This window comes from Streptococcus mitis (genome assembly GCF_946188695.1).
Lineage (GTDB): Bacteria > Bacillota > Bacilli > Lactobacillales > Streptococcaceae > Streptococcus > Streptococcus mitis_DF.
The window spans coordinates 1-19,886 of sequence record NZ_CAMHWI010000007.1 but is presented as its reverse complement, the minus strand read 5'-3'; the positions used below and the strand labels follow the sequence as shown (position 1 = coordinate 19,886).

19 protein-coding genes and 1 pseudogene are annotated in these 19,886 nt (G+C 41.2%); 18 read left to right on the top strand and 2 right to left on the bottom strand.

Annotation, left to right across the window (positions count from 1 at the left end):
* Positions 1-159: 159 nt before the first annotated feature.
* The 7 genes from N8L33_RS04345 to N8L33_RS04315 all read left to right on the top strand — a co-directional run bounded on the left by N8L33_RS04345 (position 160) and on the right by N8L33_RS04315 (position 8,746).
* A complete protein-coding gene (locus N8L33_RS04345; RefSeq protein WP_261058591.1) occupies positions 160-1,821 on the top strand; it encodes a ribonuclease J in 1,662 nt (553 codons plus the stop codon).
* A 68-nt stretch (positions 1,822-1,889) separates the two neighbouring features.
* A complete protein-coding gene (locus N8L33_RS04340) occupies positions 1,890-2,669 on the top strand; it encodes an alpha/beta hydrolase (protein WP_261058590.1) in 780 nt (259 codons plus the stop codon).
* 130 nt (positions 2,670-2,799) lie between these two features.
* Positions 2,800-4,020, top strand: a complete 1,221-nt coding sequence (locus N8L33_RS04335; RefSeq protein ID WP_261058589.1) for a peptidoglycan bridge formation alanyltransferase MurM — start codon at positions 2,800-2,802, stop codon at positions 4,018-4,020.
* 4 nt (positions 4,021-4,024) lie between these two features.
* On the top strand, positions 4,025-5,257 hold the full coding sequence (murN, locus tag N8L33_RS04330; RefSeq protein WP_261058588.1) for a peptidoglycan bridge formation alanyltransferase MurN: 1,233 nt from the start codon (positions 4,025-4,027) through the stop codon (positions 5,255-5,257).
* A gap of 78 nt (positions 5,258-5,335) precedes the next feature.
* Positions 5,336-6,037 (top strand): M57 family metalloprotease, encoded by a 702-nt coding sequence (locus N8L33_RS04325; RefSeq protein ID WP_261058586.1) that lies wholly within the window; start codon positions 5,336-5,338, stop codon positions 6,035-6,037.
* A gap of 38 nt (positions 6,038-6,075) precedes the next feature.
* Entirely contained in the window at positions 6,076-7,923 is a 1,848-nt protein-coding gene (uvrC, locus tag N8L33_RS04320; RefSeq protein WP_261058584.1) for an excinuclease ABC subunit UvrC, read from the top strand.
* Positions 7,913-8,746: a metallophosphoesterase family protein gene (locus N8L33_RS04315; RefSeq protein ID WP_261058583.1), complete on the top strand. Its 834-nt coding sequence runs from the start codon at positions 7,913-7,915 to the stop codon at positions 8,744-8,746. Before uvrC ends, N8L33_RS04315 begins: the two co-directional genes overlap by 11 nt.
* 67 nt (positions 8,747-8,813) lie before the next feature.
* Here the strand turns inward: N8L33_RS04315 and N8L33_RS04310 are convergent, their stop codons facing one another.
* Entirely contained in the window at positions 8,814-9,614 is an 801-nt protein-coding gene (locus N8L33_RS04310) for an amino acid ABC transporter substrate-binding protein (protein WP_261058582.1), read from the bottom strand.
* Positions 9,615-9,784: 170 nt separating this feature from the next.
* On the opposite strand from N8L33_RS04310, the gene N8L33_RS04305 reads away from it, so the two are divergent.
* From N8L33_RS04305 to N8L33_RS04255, 11 genes are all read left to right on the top strand, one after another.
* Positions 9,785-10,390 (top strand): nitroreductase family protein, encoded by a 606-nt coding sequence (locus N8L33_RS04305; RefSeq protein WP_261058581.1) that lies wholly within the window; start codon positions 9,785-9,787, stop codon positions 10,388-10,390.
* A gap of 12 nt (positions 10,391-10,402) precedes the next feature.
* On the top strand, positions 10,403-11,803 hold the full coding sequence (gene pepV, locus N8L33_RS04300) for a dipeptidase PepV (RefSeq protein ID WP_261058579.1): 1,401 nt from the start codon (positions 10,403-10,405) through the stop codon (positions 11,801-11,803).
* Positions 11,804-11,856: 53 nt separating this feature from the next.
* Complete coding sequence (locus N8L33_RS04295; RefSeq protein WP_261058577.1) at positions 11,857-12,435, top strand: uracil-DNA glycosylase family protein; 579 nt, start codon at positions 11,857-11,859, stop codon at positions 12,433-12,435.
* A gap of 205 nt (positions 12,436-12,640) precedes the next feature.
* Positions 12,641-12,928, top strand: a complete 288-nt coding sequence (locus tag N8L33_RS04290; RefSeq protein WP_000659160.1) for a rhodanese-like domain-containing protein — start codon at positions 12,641-12,643, stop codon at positions 12,926-12,928.
* Between the two features lie 171 nt (positions 12,929-13,099).
* Positions 13,100-14,425 carry a branched-chain amino acid transport system II carrier protein gene (gene brnQ, locus N8L33_RS04285; RefSeq protein WP_261058576.1) on the top strand — a complete coding sequence of 442 codons (1,326 nt, stop codon included), beginning with the start codon at positions 13,100-13,102 and terminating at the stop codon, positions 14,423-14,425.
* A gap of 97 nt (positions 14,426-14,522) precedes the next feature.
* On the top strand, positions 14,523-15,560 hold the full coding sequence (locus N8L33_RS04280) for a M42 family metallopeptidase (protein WP_261058574.1): 1,038 nt from the start codon (positions 14,523-14,525) through the stop codon (positions 15,558-15,560).
* Position 15,561: 1 nt separating this feature from the next.
* Complete coding sequence (locus tag N8L33_RS04275) at positions 15,562-16,032, top strand: HIT family protein (protein ID WP_261058573.1); 471 nt, start codon at positions 15,562-15,564, stop codon at positions 16,030-16,032.
* 2 nt (positions 16,033-16,034) lie between these two features.
* A complete protein-coding gene (ldcB, locus tag N8L33_RS04270) occupies positions 16,035-16,751 on the top strand; it encodes an LD-carboxypeptidase LdcB/DacB (RefSeq protein WP_261058572.1) in 717 nt (238 codons plus the stop codon).
* A gap of 122 nt (positions 16,752-16,873) precedes the next feature.
* Positions 16,874-17,299: a 50S ribosomal protein L11 gene (gene rplK, locus N8L33_RS04265; protein ID WP_001085807.1), complete on the top strand. Its 426-nt coding sequence runs from the start codon at positions 16,874-16,876 to the stop codon at positions 17,297-17,299.
* Positions 17,300-17,506: 207 nt separating this feature from the next.
* On the top strand, positions 17,507-18,196 hold the full coding sequence (gene rplA, locus N8L33_RS04260) for a 50S ribosomal protein L1 (RefSeq protein WP_001085675.1): 690 nt from the start codon (positions 17,507-17,509) through the stop codon (positions 18,194-18,196).
* Positions 18,197-18,679: 483 nt separating this feature from the next.
* The gene (locus tag N8L33_RS04255) at positions 18,680-19,438 is read left to right on the top strand and encodes a class I SAM-dependent methyltransferase (protein ID WP_001287225.1); all 759 of its coding nucleotides are present in this window, start codon (positions 18,680-18,682) and stop codon (positions 19,436-19,438) included.
* 271 nt (positions 19,439-19,709) lie between these two features.
* Here N8L33_RS04255 and N8L33_RS04250 read toward each other — a convergent pair.
* A pseudogene (locus N8L33_RS04250) lies at positions 19,710-19,886 on the bottom strand (IS30 family transposase); the annotation flags it as partial.

Below are 19,886 nucleotides of genomic sequence, written 5' to 3'. Positions count from 1 at the left end.
TTGGGCAACTAGCTCTTTTTTGAAAACAAATCTTCATTTTGAAAATCATCAAAAAAATGGTATAATGGTAGGAAAAGATTCGGCTAAAAGTAATAGTGCTTTTAGAATAAGAGGGCAAGTAACCCTATAATCAAGATAAACTAAGCTTTCGGAGGAAAAATGAGTAATATCAGTTTAACAACACTTGGTGGTGTGCGTGAAAATGGGAAAAATATGTATATCGCTGAAATCGATGGGTCTATTTTCGTTTTGGATGCAGGTCTAAAATACCCTGAAAATGAACAACTAGGGGTGGATGTGGTCATTCCCAATATGGACTACCTTTTTGAAAATAGCGACCGTATCGCTGGGGTCTTCTTGACCCACGGACATGCAGATGCCATTGGTGCTCTGCCTTATCTCTTGGCTGAAGCCAAGGTACCTGTATTTGGCTCTGAGTTGACCATTGAGTTGGCCAAACTCTTTGTTAAAGGGAATGACACAGTTAAGAAATTCAATGATTTCCATGTTATCGATGAGGATACAGAGATTGATTTTGGAGGGACTGTGGTGTCCTTCTTCCGTACGACCCACTCTATCCCAGAAAGTCTGGGTGTTGTCTTGAAGACAGCTGAAGGTAGCATCGTTTATACAGGTGACTTCAAATTTGACCAGACAGCTAGTGAATCTTATGCGACAGACTTCGCTCGCTTGGCAGAAATCGGTCGTGATGGAGTTCTAGCTCTTCTTAGCGATTCAGCCAATGCAGATAGTAATATCCAAGTGGCTAGCGAAAGTGAAGTTGGGGACGAGATCACTCAAACCATTTCGGACTGGGATGGTCGTATCATCGTTGCGGCGGTAGCCAGCAACCTCTCTCGTATTCAGCAGGTGTTTGACGCTGCGGATGCAACAGGCCGTCGTGTGGTCTTGACAGGATTTGATATTGAAAATATCATCCGTACTGCTATTCGCCTCAAGAAATTGTCTCTAGCTAACGAGAGTCTTTTGATTAAGCCAAAAGATATGTCTCGCTTTGAAGACCATGAGTTGATCATCCTTGAGACAGGTCGTATGGGTGAGCCTATCAATGGTCTTCGCAAGATGTCGATTGGTCGCCATCGTTATGTGGAAATCAAGGATGGTGATTTGGTCTATATCGTAACGACTCCGTCTATCGCCAAAGAAGCAGTTATGGCGCGTGTGGAAAATATGATTTACCAAGCTGGTGGAGTGGTCAAACTGATCACTCAAAGCTTGCGTGTGTCAGGCCACGGAAATGCGCGTGATTTGCAGTTGATGATTAATCTCTTGCAACCCAAGTATCTCTTCCCAATTCAAGGGGAATACCGTGAGTTGGATGCCCATGCTAAGGCTGCTATGGCAGTTGGGATGTTGCCAGAACGCATTTTCATCCCTAAAAAGGGAACCAGCATGGCTTATGAGAATGGGGACTTTGTCCCAGCTGGCGCGGTTTCGGCAGGGGATGTCTTGATTGACGGGAATGCCATTGGTGATGTTGGTAATGTGGTTCTTCGTGACCGTAAGGTCTTGTCAGAGGACGGTATTTTCATCGTAGCAATTACCGTTAATCGTCGTGAGAAGAAAATTGTGGCCAAGGCTCGTGTTCATACGCGCGGATTTGTTTATCTCAAGAAGAGCCGTGATATTCTCCGTGAAAGTTCAGAATTGATTAACCAGACGGTAGAAGACTATCTTCAAGGAGATGACTTTGACTGGGCAGATCTTAAAGGGAAGGTTCGTGATAATCTGACCAAGTATCTCTTTGACCAAACCAAACGTCGTCCAGCTATTTTACCAGTGGTGATGGAAGCGAAATAATCTTTGAAATAAACAGAGAGAAAGCCGAGTTTTGGCTTTTTCTTATCGGAAAATAGAAGGAGCAAATCATGGCAGTAATGAAAATTGAGTATTACTCACAAGTTTTGGATATGGAGTGGGGAGTGAATGTCCTCTATCCTGATGCCAATCGAGTGGAGGAACCAGAGTGTGAAGATATTCCTGTCTTGTACCTTTTGCACGGGATGTCTGGCAATCATAATAGTTGGCTCAAGCGAACCAATGTAGAACGCTTGCTTCGAGGAACCAATCTTATCGTCGTCATGCCCAATACTAGCAATGGTTGGTATACCGATACCCAGTATGGTTTTGACTATTACACAGCTCTAGCAAAGGAATTGCCACAGGTTTTGAAACGCTTCTTCCCTCATATGACTAATAAACGTGAAAAGACCTTTATCGCTGGTCTCTCTATGGGAGGCTACGGTTGTTTTAAACTGGCTCTTGCTACAAATCGTTTTTCTCATGCAGCTAGTTTTTCAGGTGCCCTTAGCTTTCAAGATTTTTCTCCTGAGAGTCAAAGTCTGGGAACACCAGCTTATTGGAGAGGTGTGTTTGGGGAGATTAAGGATTGGACAGCTAGTCCTTATTCTCTTGAAAGTCTGGCTAAAAAATCGGATAAAAAGACCAAACTTTGGGCTTGGTGTGGCGAGCAGGATTTCTTGTATGAAGCCAATAATCTCGCAGTGAAAAATCTTAAAGGACTGGGCTTTGATGTGACCTATAGCCATAGCGCTGGAACTCACGAGTGGTACTACTGGGAAAAACAACTGGAACGGTTCTTAGCAACCCTACCAATTGATTTCAAATTAGAAGAGAGATTGAGTTAGTTTTTTATAAATGAACCACTATTTATAGTTATTCTTGACTTTAAAACAATGATGGAAGTCTGTTTTCACTAGACTTTTCAAACGAAAGTAGTAGAATAGTAATAAGATACTGGAGGAAAGAGAGTAGGAAATGTACCGTTATCAAATTGGCATTCCCACATTAGAATATGATCAGTTTGTCAAAGAACATGAATTAGCTAATGTATTACAAAGCAGTGCTTGGGAAAAAGTGAAATCTGATTGGAATCATGAGAGACTTGGTGTCTATGAAGGGGAGAACTTACTGGCTGTGGCTAGTATTCTCATAAAGTCTCTACCTTTGGGGTATAAAATGTTTTATATTCCAAGAGGTCCCATATTGGATTACATGGATACAGAACTTTTAAAGTTTGTTTTGCAGTCTATTAAGTCTTATGCTCGTAGTAAGAGAGCGGTTTTTGTGACTTTCGATCCAAGTATTTGTCTATCTCAATATTTGGTCAATCAAGATAAAAGAGAATATCCTGAAAATCTTGCTATTGTTGAGATTTTAGGGCAATTAGGAGTGAAATGGTCTGGGCAGACAACCGAGATGGATGACACCATTCAGCCTCGTATTCAGGCGAAAATATACAAGGAAAATTTTGAAGAAGATAAACTTTCCAAGTCCACAAAACAGGCTATCCGAACAGCACGGAATAAGGGTGTAGAGATTCAATTTGGTGGAACTGAATTACTGGAGTCCTTTTCCTTTTTGATGAAAAAAACTGAGAAGCGAAAAGAGATTCATTTAAGAAACGAAGCTTATTATAGAAAATTATTAGATAACTTCAAAGAAGATTCCTATATCACGCTAACGAATTTGGATGTTTCTAAGCGTTTAAGAGAATTAGAAGAACAGTTAGCTAAAAACAAAGCGTTGGAAGAGGCGTTTACTGAGTCGACTCGAACTTCAAAAGTAGAAGCACAGAAGAAGGAAAAAGAACGTTTAGAAGAGGAAATAGATTTCTTGCAGGGATATATGAATATGGGAAAATCAAACATTCCTTTAGCGGCTACTTTGAGTTTGGAATTTGGTACTACCTCTGTCAATCTATATGCTGGTATGGATGATGATTTTAAACGTTACAATGCACCAATTTTAACTTGGTATGAAACGGCTCGCTATGCCTTTGAGCGAGGTATGGTGTGGCAAAATTTAGGTGGTGTTGAAAACTCTCTCAATGGTGGACTTTATCATTTTAAGGAAAAATTTAATCCAACGATTGAAGAATATTTGGGTGAATTTACAATGCCCACTCATCCTCTCTATTCTCTGTTAAGACTTGCTCTTGATTTCCGTAAAACATTAAGAAAAAAACATAGAAAGTAAGTATATGGCACTAACTACACTCACGAAAGAAGAGTTTCGTACTTATTCTGATCAGGTTTCTTCTCGTTCCTTTATGCAATCTGTCCAGATGGGGGACTTATTAGAAAAAAGAGGGGCTCGAATTGTTTACCTTGCTTTGAAACAAGAAGGAGAAATTCAAGTTGCAGCTCTGGTTTATAGCTTGCCCATGCTAGGTGGTCTGCATATGGAGCTCAATTCGGGGCCTATTTATACGAAAAAAGAAGCCCTTCCTATTTTTTATGCGGAGTTAAAAGCATATGCTAAGCAGAATGGTGTATTAGAGTTGCTTGTAAAACCTTATGAAACTTATCAAACTTTTGATAGTGAAGGTGATCCAATAGATGCTGAGAAAAAAAGTATTATTCAAGATTTGACTAATTTAGGTTATCAATTTGATGGATTGACAACAGGTTATCCAGGTGGAGAACCAGATTGGTTATACTATAAAGATTTGACTGAATTAACTGAAAAGAATTTGCTTAAAAGTTTTAGCAAAAAGGGTAAACCCTTGGTGAAAAAGGCTGAAACGTTTGGCATTCGGTTGAAAAAGTTAAAACGTGAAGAACTATCGATTTTTAAGAATATAACAAAAGAAACTTCTGAACGTAGAGAATATAGTGATAAAAGTTTAGAATATTATGAGCACTTTTATGATTCATTTGGAGAACAAGCGGAGTTTCTCATAGCAAGCTTAAATTTTTCGGAGTATATGAGCAAATTGCAAGGTGAACAAAGTAAACTAGAAGAAATCTTAGACAAGTTGCGACTTGATTTGAGTAAAAATCCTAATTCTGAGAAAAAACAAAATCAACTGAGAGAATATTCTAGTCAATTTGAAACTTTTGAAGTTCGAAAAGCAGAAGCGAGAGACTTGATTGAAAAATATGGAGAAGAAGATATTGTTTTAGCCGGGAGTTTATTTGTTTATATGCCTCAGGAAACGACTTACCTCTTTAGTGGTTCCTACACTGAATTTAATAAGTTCTATGCCCCTGCGCTACTTCAAAAATATATTATGTTGGAAAGTATAAAACGTGGAATACCTAAATACAACTTCCTAGGGATTCAAGGGATTTTTGATGGTAGTGATGGCGTTTTGCGTTTTAAACAAAATTTTAATGGCTATATTGTACGAAAAGCAGGTACTTTCCGTTATCATCCATCGCCTTTAAAATACAAAGCTATTCAGTTAGTCAAAAAAATATTAGGACGTTAAGATGAACAAGCCAGTATTTAGCTTTCTTTCAGCTTGTTTTAGTAAAATAGTCTTTATTTGCTAGAAAGGTGGAGAGACATGCGCTGGCTTTTTCGTTTGATAGGGGTTTTCTTTTCTTTTGTTTGGCGTTTGTTTTGGCGCTTGGTTTGGATTGTTTTGTTTTTATGCACTCTTGCTTTTGGATTTCTCTGGTATCTGAACGGGGATTTCCAAGGAGCGCTGAAGCAGGCAGAGCGGTCGGTAAAGATTGGTCAACAAAGCATTGACCAATGGGAAAAAACAGGGCAACTGCCTAAGTTAAACCAGACAGATAGCCACCAGCATTCTGAAGGAAGGTGGCCGCAAGCCTCTGCTCGTATTTACTTGGATCCCCAGATGGATTCACGCTTCCAAGAGGCTTATATAGAAGCGATTCAGAATTGGAATCAAACTGGTGCTTTTAACTTTGAACTTGTGACTGAGTCCAGCAAGGCGGATATCTTGGCTACTGAGATGAACGACGGAAACACTCCTGTGGCAGGAGAGGCGGAAAGTCAGACTAATCTCTTGACGGGGCAATTCTTGTCTGTAACGGTGCGTCTGAATCATTATTATCTGTCCAATCCTGACTATGACTATTCCTATGAGCGTGTTGTCCATACGGCAGAACATGAGTTGGGGCATGCGATTGGCTTGGACCATACAGATGAGAAGTCTGTGATGCAACCTGCAGGTTCCTTTTATGGTATTCAGGAAGAGGATGTTGCAAACCTTCGAAAATTATATGAGAGCAATGAGTAGGGGACTATCTTTCCCTACTTTTTTGCTATAATGGAACTATGAATAACTTGATTAAATCAAAACTAGAGCTCTTGCCGACCAGCCCTGGTTGCTACATTCACAAGGATAAAAATGGCACCATTATCTATGTAGGAAAGGCTAAAAATCTGCGCAACCGTGTGCGGTCCTATTTCCGTGGAAGTCACGATACCAAGACAGAGGCTCTGGTATCTGAAATTGTGGATTTTGAATTTATCGTTACGGAGTCCAATATTGAGGCCCTTCTCCTAGAAATCAACCTGATCAAGGAAAATAAGCCTAAATACAATATCATGCTCAAGGATGACAAGTCTTATCCCTTCATCAAAATCACCAATGAGCGCTATCCTCGTTTGATTATCACCCGTCAGGTCAAGAAGGATGGTGGTCTTTATTTTGGTCCTTATCCAGATGTGGGGGCAGCCAATGAAATCAAGCGACTTTTGGATCGAATTTTCCCTTTTCGTAAGTGTACTAATCCTCCTTCTAAGGTCTGTTTTTACTACCATATCGGCCAATGTACGGCCCATACTATCTGTAAGAAGGATGAGGCTTATTTCAAGTCCATGGCTCAGGAGGTTTCTGATTTCCTAAAAGGACAGGATGACAAAATCATCGATGACCTCAAGGGAAAGATGGCGAAGGCAGCTCAAAGTATGGAGTTTGAGCGTGCTGCGGAATACCGTGACTTGATTCAGGCCATTGGAACGCTTCGGACCAAGCAAAGGGTTATGGCCAAGGATCTCCAAAATCGGGATGTCTTTGGTTACTATGTGGACAAGGGCTGGATGTGTGTTCAGGTTTTCTTTGTTCGTCAGGGCAAGCTCATTGAGCGAGATGTCAATCTCTTCCCCTACTACAATGATCCAGATGAGGATTTCTTGACCTATGTGGGACAATTCTATCAAGAAAAATCTCACCTGGTTCCCAATGAGGTGCTGATTCCGCAGGATATCGATGAAGAAGCAGTCAAGGCCTTGGTGGATACCAAGATTCTCAAACCCCAACGTGGAGAGAAAAAACAGCTGGTCAATCTAGCTATAAAGAATGCCCGAGTCAGCCTAGAGCAGAAATTTAACCTGCTAGAAAAATCAGTCGAAAAGACACAAGGAGCTATTGAAAATCTAGGACGCTTGCTCCAAATTCCGACTCCAGTTCGCATCGAATCCTTCGATAACTCCAATATCATGGGGACCAGTCCTGTTTCGGCTATGGTGGTCTTTGTCAACGGAAAACCTAGTAAGAAGGATTACCGTAAGTATAAAATCAAGACCGTAGTCGGGCCAGACGACTATGCCAGTATGAGAGAAGTCATTCGCAGGCGCTATGGTCGAGTACAGCGTGACGGTTTGACTCCTCCAGATTTGATTGTCATTGATGGGGGACAAGGTCAAGTCAATATTGCCAAGCAGGTCATCCAAGATGAACTGGGCTTGGATATCCCAATTGCAGGTCTGCAAAAGAATGACAAGCACCAAACCCATGAATTGCTCTTTGGAGATCCGCTTGAGGTGGTGGAGTTATCTCGCAATTCTCAGGAATTTTTCCTCCTCCAACGCATTCAAGATGAGGTCCACCGCTTTGCCATTACTTTCCACCGCCAACTGCGCTCCAAAAATTCTTTTTCTTCACAACTGGATGGAATTGAAGGGCTGGGACCTAAACGCAAGCAAAATCTCATGAAGCATTTCAAGTCTCTAACCAAAATCAAGGAAGCCAGTGTGGATGAAATCGTTGAAGTCGGTGTGCCAAGGGCAGTCGCAGAAGCTGTGCAGAGGAAGTTGAAGCCGCAGGAAGAAATGGAGTTGTCTCAAGTAGCGGAAAAGAGTGTAAATTACCAAACAGAAGGAGACCATTATGAATCATAAAATCGCAATTTTATCAGATATTCATGGCAATATAACGGCGTTAGAAGCAGTTGTTGCAGATGCTAAAAATCAAGGAGTCAGTGAATACTGGCTTCTGGGAGATATTTTTCTTCCTGGTCCAGGCGCAAATGATCTGGTCGCTCTGCTGAAGGGACTTCCTATAACGGCAAGTGTTCGAGGTAATTGGGATGATTGTGTCCTTGAGGCCTTGGATGGCGAATATGGTTTGGAACATCCACAAGAAATCCAGCTCATGCGATTGACCCAGTTTTTGATGGAGCGAATGGATCTTGCAACGATTGTCTGGCTACGAAGCTTGCCTTTGCTAGAAAAGAAAGAAGTTGACGGACTGCGCTTTTCTCTCTCTCATAATTTACCTGACAAAAACTATGGGAGTGACTTACTGGTTGATAATGATACGGAGAAATTTGACCAACTCCTAGATGCTGAAACCGACGTGGCAGTCTATGGTCATGTTCATAAGCAGTTGCTTCGTTATGGCAGTCAAGGGCAACAAATCATCAATCCAGGGTCGATTGGCATGCCCTATTTTAATTGGGAGGCGTTAAAAAATCACCGTGCCCAGTATGCCGTGATAGAAGTTGAAGATGGGGAAATGGTCAATATCCAATTTCGTAAAGTCGCTTATGATTATGAGGCTGAGTTAGAATTGGCCAAGTCCAAGGAGCTCCCCTTTATCGAAATGTATGAAGAACTACGTCGTGAAGATAACTATCAGGGACACAATCTGGAACTTTTAGCCAGCTTAATAGAAAAGCATGGGTATGTAGAAGATGTGAAGAATTTTTTTGATTTTTTGTAAGAGTTTCCTAAAATAACCAATGTAAACTAAAAAAGCGATTGGCTGGTCCAATCGCTTTTAGTATATCTTATTGTAATTGAGATTGATCTGGAAGATAAGAACCACCTAGATAAGTATTGCTGAGTTTTTCAAGTGTTCCGTCTTGATAGAGTTCTTTGAGCGCTTTATCAAATTTCTCTTTAAACTCTTTTTGGTCGCTTGAGAAAACGATATAATTGTTGGGGCTATCTGCAGAAGGCAAATCAACGACTGAGAGATCTAAGCCACGGTCCTTGATAATTTTTTGAACTGATACCTTGTCAAAAACTAGGAAATCAAACTCTCCGTTAGAGAGGTCTAGAATTCGTTTACCGATATCCTCACCAGAAAAATCGATAGTAGCGGGATTGTCAGTGTGTTTCTGATTCCAGTTATTGATAAATTGAGCGTTTGAAGTTCCAGTATCCTCTTGTGTTGTTTTGCCAGCAATTTGGTCAAGAGAAGTCAAAGGATTTTTCTTGTTGCTGACGAGGACGAGGGGATTGTTCGAAATTGGAAGTGAGTAAAGGTATTTTTCAGCACGTTCTTTTGTATAACTCAAGTTATTGGCTGCTGCTTGATAGTGACCAGAATCAAGTCCTGGGAAGATACTCTCCCAAGCAGTTCTTTGGAATTGAATCTCATAGTCGCTGAGCTTTTCATCCACTGCTTTTAGAACTTCGATATCGAAGCCTGTCAGATTGCCCTTGTCTTCGTAGTCAAATGGTGGCACATCACCAGCTGTAGCAACAACGATTGTTTTTTGAGAACTAGTCTCTTTAGGTGTAGCTTGATTTCCACAGGCAACCAAAAATGGTAGGATGGCTAGTAATAGGCTAAATTTTTTCATAATGTCTCCATTCAGATGTAAGATATCTGCTAGTTTATCAGAAACTTTCTTGATGAACCAATATATATTTTTTATGCCTGTGATAAAAAAACTTAATCATGGAAAATATCTGCAAGCTCTTTCAAATTATGGTAGAATGGAAGCAGTAGAATTAGAAAAGGAAATCGATTATGAAATTTCTTGAATTAAACAAAAAACGTCATACGACCAAGCATTTCACTGACAAACCAGTGGATCCCAAAGATGTGCGTACGGCTATCGAAATTGCAACCTTGGCACCAAGCGCCCACAACAGCCAGCCTTGGAAATTTGTGGTGGTTCGTGAGAAAAATGCCGAATTAGCAAAATTGGCTTACGGTTCGAACTTTGAACAGGTATCATCAGCGCCTGTAACCATTGCTCTGTTTACAGATACAGATCTGGCTAAACGTGCTCGTAAGATTGCCCGAGTTGGTGGTGCTAATAACTTTTCTGAAGAGCAACTACAATACTTCATGAAAAATTTGCCTGCTGAATTTGCCCGTTACAATGAACAACAGGTTAGTGACTACCTAGCCCTCAATGCAGGTTTGGTTGCTATGAACTTGGTTTTGGCTCTTACAGACCAAGGAATCGGATCAAATCTGATTCTTGGTTTTGACAAATCAAAAGTCAACGAAGTTTTGGAAATCGAAGACCGTTTCCGTCCAGAACTCTTGATTACAGTGGGATACACAGACGAAAAATTGGAACCAAGCTACCGCTTGCCAGTAGATGAAATCATCGAGAAAAGATAGAAAGAAGAAAAAATGACAGCAATTGATTTTACAGCAGAAGTAGAAAAACGCAAAGAAGACCTTTTGGCTGACTTGTTTAGCCTTTTGGAAATCAACTCAGAACGTGATGATAGCAAGGTTGATGCTGAGCATCCATTTGGACCTGGGCCGGTAAAAGCCTTGGAAAAATTCCTTGAAATCGCTGACCGTGATGGCTATCCAACTAAGAATGTCGATAACTACGCAGGACATTTCGAGTTTGGTGATGGAGAAGAAGTCCTCGGAATCTTTGCCCACATGGACGTGGTTCCAGCTGGTAGCGGTTGGGACACAGATCCTTACACCCCAACTATCAAAGACGGTCGCCTTTATGCGCGTGGGGCTTCGGACGACAAGGGGCCTACAACAGCTTGTTACTATGGTTTGAAAATCATCAAAGAATTGGGCCTTCCAACTTCTAAGAAGGTTCGTTTCATCGTCGGAACAGACGAAGAATCAGGCTGGGCAGACATGGACTACTACTTTGAACATGTAGGACTTGCGAAACCAGACTTCGGTTTCTCTCCAGACGCTGAATTCCCTATCATCAATGGTGAAAAAGGCAATATCACGGAATACCTCCACTTTGCAGGAGAAAATGCAGGTGCGGCTCGTCTTCACAGCTTCACAGGTGGTTTACGTGAAAACATGGTACCTGAATCAGCAACAGCTGTTGTTTCAGGAGATTTGGCTGATTTGAAAGCTAAACTAGATACTTTTGTTGTAGAACACAAACTTAGAGGAGAACTCCAAGAAGAAAACGGTCAATACAAGGTGACGATTATTGGTAAATCAGCCCATGGTGCTATGCCTGCTTCAGGTGTCAATGGTGCGACTTACCTAGCCCTCTTCCTTAGCCAGTTTGACTTTGCTGGTCCAGCCAAAGACTACCTTGACATTGCTGGTAAAATTCTCTTGAACGACCATGAGGGTGAAAATCTCAAGATTGCTCATGTGGATGAAAAGATGGGTGCTCTTTCTATGAATGCAGGCGTCTTCCGCTTCGATGAAACAAGTGCTGATAATACCATTGCCCTTAATATCCGCTATCCAAAAGGAACAAGTCCAAAACAAATCAAGTCAATCCTTGAAAACTTGCCAGTTGCTTCTGTTAGCTTGTCAGAACACGGACATACCCCTCACTATGTGCCAATGGAAGATCCACTTGTCCAAACCTTGTTGAATGTTTATGAAAAACAAACAGGCCTTAAAGGTCACGAGCAAGTCATCGGTGGTGGAACCTTTGGTCGCTTGCTAGAACGAGGTGTTGCCTACGGTGCTATGTTCCCAGATTCAATTGATACTATGCACCAAGCTAATGAATTTATCGCCTTGGACGATCTCTTCCGAGCAGCAGCAATCTATGCCGAAGCTATTTATGAATTGATCAAATAAAACGATAGAAGTCTGAGATTGTATGCTTAGACTTCTTTTTGGAGGGAAAGTAGATGTCTCAAATTGAAAGAATCAAGCAGGCTATCATGGCGGATCCGCAGAATGTCAGCTATACAGAGCGTGGCATCGAGCCTCTCTTTGCAGCGCCAAAGACTGCTCGCATCAATATCATCGGTCAGGCACCGGGACTTAAAACTCAAGAAGCAGGTCTTTACTGGAAAGATAAGAGTGGTGACCGCTTGCGGGAGTGGCTAGGTGTGGATGAAGATACCTTTTACAATTCAGGTTATTTTGCTGTTTTGCCTATGGATTTCTACTTTCCAGGGCATGGTAAGTCAGGTGACCTGCCACCGAGAACTGGATTTGCCGAAAAATGGCATCCACAGCTCTTGCAAGAATTACCAGATATCCAGTTGACCCTCTTGATTGGGCAATATGCCCAAGCCTACTATTTACAGGAGAAAGTCAGTGGCAAGGTGACAGAACGGGTAAAACATTACCAGAACTACTTGCCAACCTATTTTCCTCTAGTTCACCCTTCACCGCGAAACCAAATCTGGATGGCTAAAAATCCTTGGTTTGAGGCAGAGGTAGTGCCAGATTTGAAAAAAAGAATTAAAACCATTTTATAGTCAATGAAAATCAAAGAGCAAACTAGGAAGCTAGCCACAGGCTGCTCAAAGTACAGCTTTGAGGTTGTGGATGGAACTGACGAAGTCAGATCAAAACACAGTTTTGAGGTTGTGGATAGAACTGACGAAGTCAGTAACCATACCTACGGTAAGGCGACGCTGACGTGGTTTGAAGAGATTTTCGAAGAGTATTAGGAGAAAAAGAATGAAAGAAATTACCTTTGACGCATTTTACCAGCTTTATCAAAATGACCAACTTTCTCTAGTGGACGTGCGAGAAGTGGATGAGTTTGAAACACTGCATTTAGAAGGTGCCCACAACCTACCGCTTAGTCAATTGGCTGATACCTTTGATCAGTTGGACAAGGACCAGTTGCATTATGTTATTTGCAAATCTGGAATGAGATCGGCGCGTGCTTGTCAATTCCTAGCTGAACAAGGTTATGAAGTTATCAATGTTCAGGGTGGCATGTTAGCCTTTGAAGAACTGTAAACAGTAGATTTTTCTCCTACTCGGTATGGACTGGGGAGGAGAGTTTTATTTTTAGACAATTCTCATTTTTGAGAATCTTGAAAACATTCAATATTTACTTCGTGATACTTTTTTCATACTCCCATTCATGATATACTAGGTCAGTATTTTATAAATATGAAGGAGATTTTCATGGCTAAAAAAGGTGCCTTAACAGGTTTGCTCCTGTTTGGAATATTTTTTGGTGCGGGGAACTTGATTTTTCCGCCTTCTCTAGGTGCTCTATCTGGGGAACATTTTCTTCCTGCCATCGCAGGTTTTGTCTTTTCAGGCGTTGGTATCGCCGTCTTGACCCTTATTATTGGAACTCTAAATCCTAAAGGATATATTCATGAGATTTCAACAAAGGTAGCGCCTTGGTTTGCGACTCTCTACCTCTCAGTTCTTTACTTGTCAATCGGTCCATTCTTTGCTATCCCGCGTACTGCTACAACGGCTTACGAAGTAGGGATTAAACCACTTTTGTCGGATGCAAATAAAGGTCTTGGTTTGATTGTCTTTACTGTTCTGTATTTTGCAGCAGCCTATTTGATTTCGCTTAATCCATCAAAAATCTTGGATCGTATCGGCCGTATTTTAACGCCAGTTTTTGCGATTTTAATTGTCATCTTGGTTGTACTAGGAGCTTTCAAATACGGTGGAACAAGTCCTCAAGCTGCTTCAGCCGCTTATCAAGCTTCTGCCTTTGGTACAGGTTTCCTAGAAGGTTACAATACTTTGGATGCCCTTGCCTCAGTTGCCTTTAGCGTAATCGCAGTTCAAACCTTGAAACAGCTTGGATTTTCAAGTAAGAAAGAATACATTTCAACTATTTGGGTGGTTGGTATCGTTGTTGCCCTTGCCTTCAGCGCTCTTTACATCGGTTTAGGTTTCCTTGGAAATCATTTCCCAGTACCAGCTGAAGCGATGAAGGGTGGAACACCAGGTGTTTACATCTTGTCACAAGCGACTCAAGAAATCTTTGGTTCAACTGCTCAACTCTTCCTTGCAGCTATGGTTACCGTAACCTGCTTCACAACAACAGTTGGTTTGATTGTGTCGACAGCTGAGTTCTTTAATGAGCGCTTCCCACAAATCAGCTATAAGGTTTATGCGACAGTCTTTACCTTGATTGGATTTGCTATTGCCAACTTGGGTCTTGATGCGATTATCAAGTATTCAATTCCTGTACTGGTTATCTTGTACCCAATCACAATTGCCATTGTTATGATTGTCATCGTGAACAAATTTGTGGCTCTTTCAAAACCAGGTATGCAGTTGACAATTGCAGTCGTTACAGCTATTGCCATTGCAAGCGTACTAGGAAGCTCATTTAAGGTTGAGTTGCTTGCAAATCTTGTCAACGCTCTTCCTTTTGCTAAGGCATCACTCCCATGGTTGGTACCAGCCGTTGTCGGAATCTTGCTCTCATTGGTTTTACCAAACAAGCAAGAAAGTGATGTTTTTGAAATGGAATAATCACTTAAATCACTTTTGTAGCCAAGTCTACAGGAGTGATTTTCTTTTTTTATCCGATGATAAATGTGTTATAATAGGTAGCAAAAGAGGTGAAGAAATGAATCAAACAGTAGAATATATCAAAGAACTGACAGCTATTGCATCGCCAACGGGCTTCACTCGTGAGATTTCGAACTATTTAGTCAAGACCCTAGAAGGTTTTGGTTACCAGCCAGTTCGTACAGCCAAGGGTGGTGTCAATGTGACCATCAAAGGTCAAAATGATGAAGAGCATCGCTATGTGACTGCCCATGTGGATACGCTTGGTGCTATTGTCCGTGCTGTCAAACCAGACGGCCGTCTTAAATTGGACCGTATTGGTGGTTTTCCTTGGAATATGATTGAGGGAGAAAACTGTACTGTTCATGTGGCTAGTACAGGTGAAAAAGTATCAGGAACCATCCTTATCCACCAAACTTCTTGCCATGTTTATAAGGATGCTGGGACTGCAGAACGCACGCAGGACAATATGGAAGTGCGTTTGGATGCCAAAGTAACTAGTGAAAAAGAAACTCGTGCCTTGGGAATTGAAGTCGGTGATTTTATCAGCTTTGACCCACGAACTGTCGTGACAGAGACAGGTTTTATCAAGTCTCGTCATTTGGATGACAAGGTCAGCGCAGCGATTTTGCTTAACCTGCTTCGTATTTATAAAGAAGAGAAGATTGAATTACCCGTAACAACCCATTTTGCCTTTTCAGTTTTTGAAGAAGTGGGACACGGTGCTAATTCTAATATTCCTGCTCAAGTAGTCGAATATCTGGCTGTGGATATGGGAGCTATGGGTGATGACCAGCAGACAGATGAATATACAGTGTCTATCTGCGTCAAGGATACTTCAGGTCCTTATCACTATGACTTCCGTCAGCACTTGGTTGCCTTGGCTAAAGAGCAAGATATTCCATTTAAGTTGGATATCTATCCATTTTATGGATCGGATGCTTCAGCGGCCATGTCTGCAGGGGCAGAGGTTAAACACGCCCTTCTTGGTGCTGGTATTGAGTCTAGTCACTCATATGAACGCACTCATATTGACTCGGTGGTCGCAACGGAGCGTATGGTTGATGCCTATCTTAAGAGCGGGTTGGTAGACTAATATGTGCCTTATTTGCCAGAGAATTAACCTCATCAAAGCTGGAGAAAATCCCTATTTTGTCAAAGAATTGGAAACAGGCTATCTTGTGATTGGAGACCACCAGTATTTTGCAGGCTATAGTCTCTTTCTAGCCAAGGAACATGTCACCGAATTGCACCATTTAGAAAAGGAAACAAGACTCCGTTTTCTAGAGGAAATGAGTGTGGTCCAAGAGGCAGTTGCTAAGGCTTTTGCTGCTGAGAAAATGAATATCGAACTGCTAGGGAATGGCGATGCTCATCTTCATTGGCATTTGTTTCCTAGACGAACAGGTGATATGAATGGTCACGGTCTCAAGGGGCGTGGGCCAGTCTGGTGGGTTCCCTTTGAAGAAATGACCTCAGAAACCTGCCAAGCAAAACCAGATGAGATTAAAAAACTAGTTAAACGTTTATCGTCAGAGGTAGATAAACTATTAGAAATAAAGGAGTAGAAATGAAAAAAAGATACCTTGTCTTGACAGCCTTGCTAGCCTTAAGTCTAGCAGCTTGTTCACAAGAAAAAGCAAAAACTGAAGATGGCGCAGCTAAGACAGAACAAACCGCCAAAGCTGATGGAACAGCCGGCAGTAAATCTCAAGGAGCTGCTCAGAAAAAAGCAGAAGTGGTTAATAAAGGAGACTACTATAGCATACAAGGGAAATACGATGAAATCATCGTAGCCAATAAACACTACCCGTTGTCAAAAGACTACAATCCAGGGGAAAATCCAACAGCCAAGGCTGAGTTGGTCAAACTCATCAAAGCGATGCAAGAGGCAGGTTTCCCCATTAGTGACCATTATAGTGGCTTTAGAAGTTATGAAACTCAGACCAAGCTCTATCAAGATTATGTCAATCAAGATGGGAAAGAAGCTGCCGACCGTTATTCTGCCCGTCCTGGCTATAGCGAGCACCAGACAGGCTTGGCTTTTGATGTGATTGGGACAAATGGTGATTTGGTGACAGAAGAAAAAGCGGCCCAATGGCTCTTGGACCATGCGGCTGATTATGGTTTTGTTGTTCGTTATCTCAAAGGCAAGGAAAAGGAAACAGGCTATATGGCTGAAGAATGGCACCTTCGTTATGTCGGAAAAGAAGCAAAAGAAATAGCTGCAAGTGGTCTCAGTTTGGAAGAGTATTACGGCTTTGAAGGCGGAGATTACGTCGATTAAAAAATAAAATTTTCTCTTGCAATTTCAGATAAATAGTGTATAATAGATGGGTATGTGAAAAGCATACTTGTGGGAGGTAAAAATTTTTAATTACCGCCAAAACCACAAAGGAGGATTTAAAAATGGCTAAAAAAGTCGAAAAACTTGTAAAATTGCAAATCCCTGCTGGTAAAGCTACACCAGCTCCACCGGTTGGACCTGCTCTTGGTCAAGCTGGTATCAACATCATGGGATTCACAAAAGAGTTCAACGCTCGTACAGCTGACCAAGCTGGTATGATCATTCCAGTTGTTATCTCAGTTTACGAAGATAAATCATTTACTTTCATCACTAAAACACCACCAGCTGCTGTTCTTTTGAAAAAAGCTGCAGGTGTTGAAAAAGGATCAGGTACACCTAACAAAACTAAAGTTGCTACAGTTACTCGTGCACAAGTACAAGAAATTGCAGAAACTAAGATGCCAGATTTGAACGCAGCAAACGTAGAGTCTGCAATGCGTATGATCGAAGGTACTGCTCGTTCTATGGGATTCACTGTTGTTGACTAATCAATAACACAGTAGAAAATCTCACAGCAGTCTATTAGTTGCTTTTCATACTAGGCAAGTGACTGATGCTTGTACTTGGGTACAGCAAGGGAACTTAACGACGTAGGAAAAGAAAAATAATAGACTGATAACCCGCAAGACTTCATCATTTCGAGGAGTGACGTGGGAGATGAAAATCGATTGAACCACTTACAAGGAGAATAGAAAATGGCTAAAAAAAGCAAACAACTTCGTGCTGCTCTTGAGAAAATCGACAGCACAAAAGCATACAGCGTAGAAGAAGCTGTAGCACTTGCAAAAGAAACTAACTTTGCAAAATTTGACGCAACTGTAGAAGTTGCTTACAACTTGAACATCGACGTTAAAAAAGCTGACCAACAAATCCGTGGAGCAATGGTATTGCCAAACGGTACTGGTAAAACTTCACGCGTTCTTGTTTTTGCACGTGGTGCAAAAGCTGAAGAAGCAAAAGCTGCTGGTGCAGACTTTGTTGGTGAAGATGACCTTGTTGCTAAAATCAACGACGGTTGGTTGGACTTCGACGTAGTTATCGCTACACCTGACATGATGGCTCTTGTTGGACGTCTTGGACGTGTCCTTGGACCACGTAACTTGATGCCAAACCCTAAAACTGGTACTGTAACAATGGATGTTGCTAAAGCAGTTGAAGAGTCTAAAGGTGGTAAAATCACTTACCGTGCTGACCGTGCAGGTAACGTTCAAGCAATCATCGGTAAAGTATCATTTGAAGCTGAAAAATTGGTTGAAAACTTCAAAGCTTTCAACGAAACAATCCAAAAAGCAAAACCAGCTACAGCTAAAGGAACTTACGTAACAAACTTGACTATCACAACTACTCAAGGTGTTGGTATCAAAGTTGACGTAAACTCACTTTAATCAGTAGTTTATAAAAGAGGACGAGTACGAAAGTGCTCGTTTTTTTGGCGTACGACGGGCATGTCGTACATCTGAGGTGTAAGTCCTCGGTGGGCACCTGCTACCGGTGAACCCAATAGCGATTCCCAAGCCTGACTATTGTGAGGTAGCGGATTAAAACGGTCTGGGGATAGACCGTTTTAAGTCTGACGTTGGAAATTAGAACCGTCAGAGGAAGGGATAGCGAAATCGTGGCTCTACGAACAGAAAGGTGGAGGTTCGTAGAGCTGATGAAGATGAGAGTAATTCCAAAGTACAAAAATAGTCGTAACCTATATGCGTAAACTACGTGAGCAATTGAATTCGAACTAGAGAGGCAATAATAAATTTATGCTATAGTTATGGTGGTTTGTATGCTTTTGATTCTAGTTTATCAAATAATAGATTAGAATTGTCAGATAATATCGTTTTGTGTTATAATGAAGAAAAAATAGAGGTGTTCAAATGTCAGAAGCAGGTCATAAGTTTTTAGCAAAATTAGGGAAAAAACGCTTACGTCCAGGTGGAAAACGTGCTACAGATTGGTTAATTGCGGAAGGAGGATTTTCAAAAGAAAAGAGAATACTAGAAGTTGCGTGCAATAGGGGAACTACAGCAATTGAGTTGGCACAGCGTTTTGGTTGTAAGATAACTGCTGTTGATATGGATGCTCAAGCTTTAGAAGTGGCTAAAAAATTTGCTGAAACGGCAGGTGTTGCTCATTTAATCAGTTTTGAAAGAGCTAATGCAATGAAACTTCCTTATGAAGATGCTAGTTTTGATATTGTTATAAATGAAGCTATGCTGACTATGCAAGCCGATCAAGCTAAGAAAAAATGTGTAATGGAATATCTAAGGGTTTTAAAACCTGAAGGTCTTCTCCTGACACATGATGTGCTTCTTAAGGAAGCTAAAGAGTCTATCAGACAGGAATTGTCGCAAGCAATTCATGTAAATGTAGGTCCTTTAACTCAAGATGGTTGGGAAGAGCTGATGATAGAATCAGGTTATTGTGATGTGAAAGTATTGACTGGTGAAATGACATTAATGAAATTATCGGGTATGATTTATGACGAAGGTTGGCTAGGAACCTTGAAAATTTGTGTAAATGCTTGTAAAAAGGAGAATAGAAAGCAGTTTTTAACTATGTATAAAATGTTTGATAAGAATAAAAAGAACTTGGGCTTTATTGCTATGGCTAGTCATAAATCGTCAAATCGTTAGATGGTAACTTCTAAAACTAACTTCCAGTTTCCCCCAACCTAGCCTTCAGTATGAGAAAAACGCGTGAAATCAGTAGAAATTCTTCTTAGACTAACGTCCACTGGTTTTCTTTTTCTTGATATATAAGGGTTCAAAAGCGAAAAGACTCAGAAAAAAGTGCACGACAAATAGCCCTAAAACAGAGTCGTCTTAGAGTAAATTCCAGTTGCTAGCGTTTAGTGTGAGACTTTTCGATGGTGATAAGATGTGTATTTAGAGGGGAAAATTCCCTTTATTTCAATAAATCAGGTGATAAGTGTGTGTCTTCTGGTTTGACAAATTGGCACCCCAGAAGAGCAGCGATGTCCTCGCCGAATGTGAAGGTGAAGACATCGTAAGCAGATTTTCCTTGAAACTCTTCTCGTTTCAAGGAATTGACATGGGAAATGACTAGATTGACGTCTTTCTG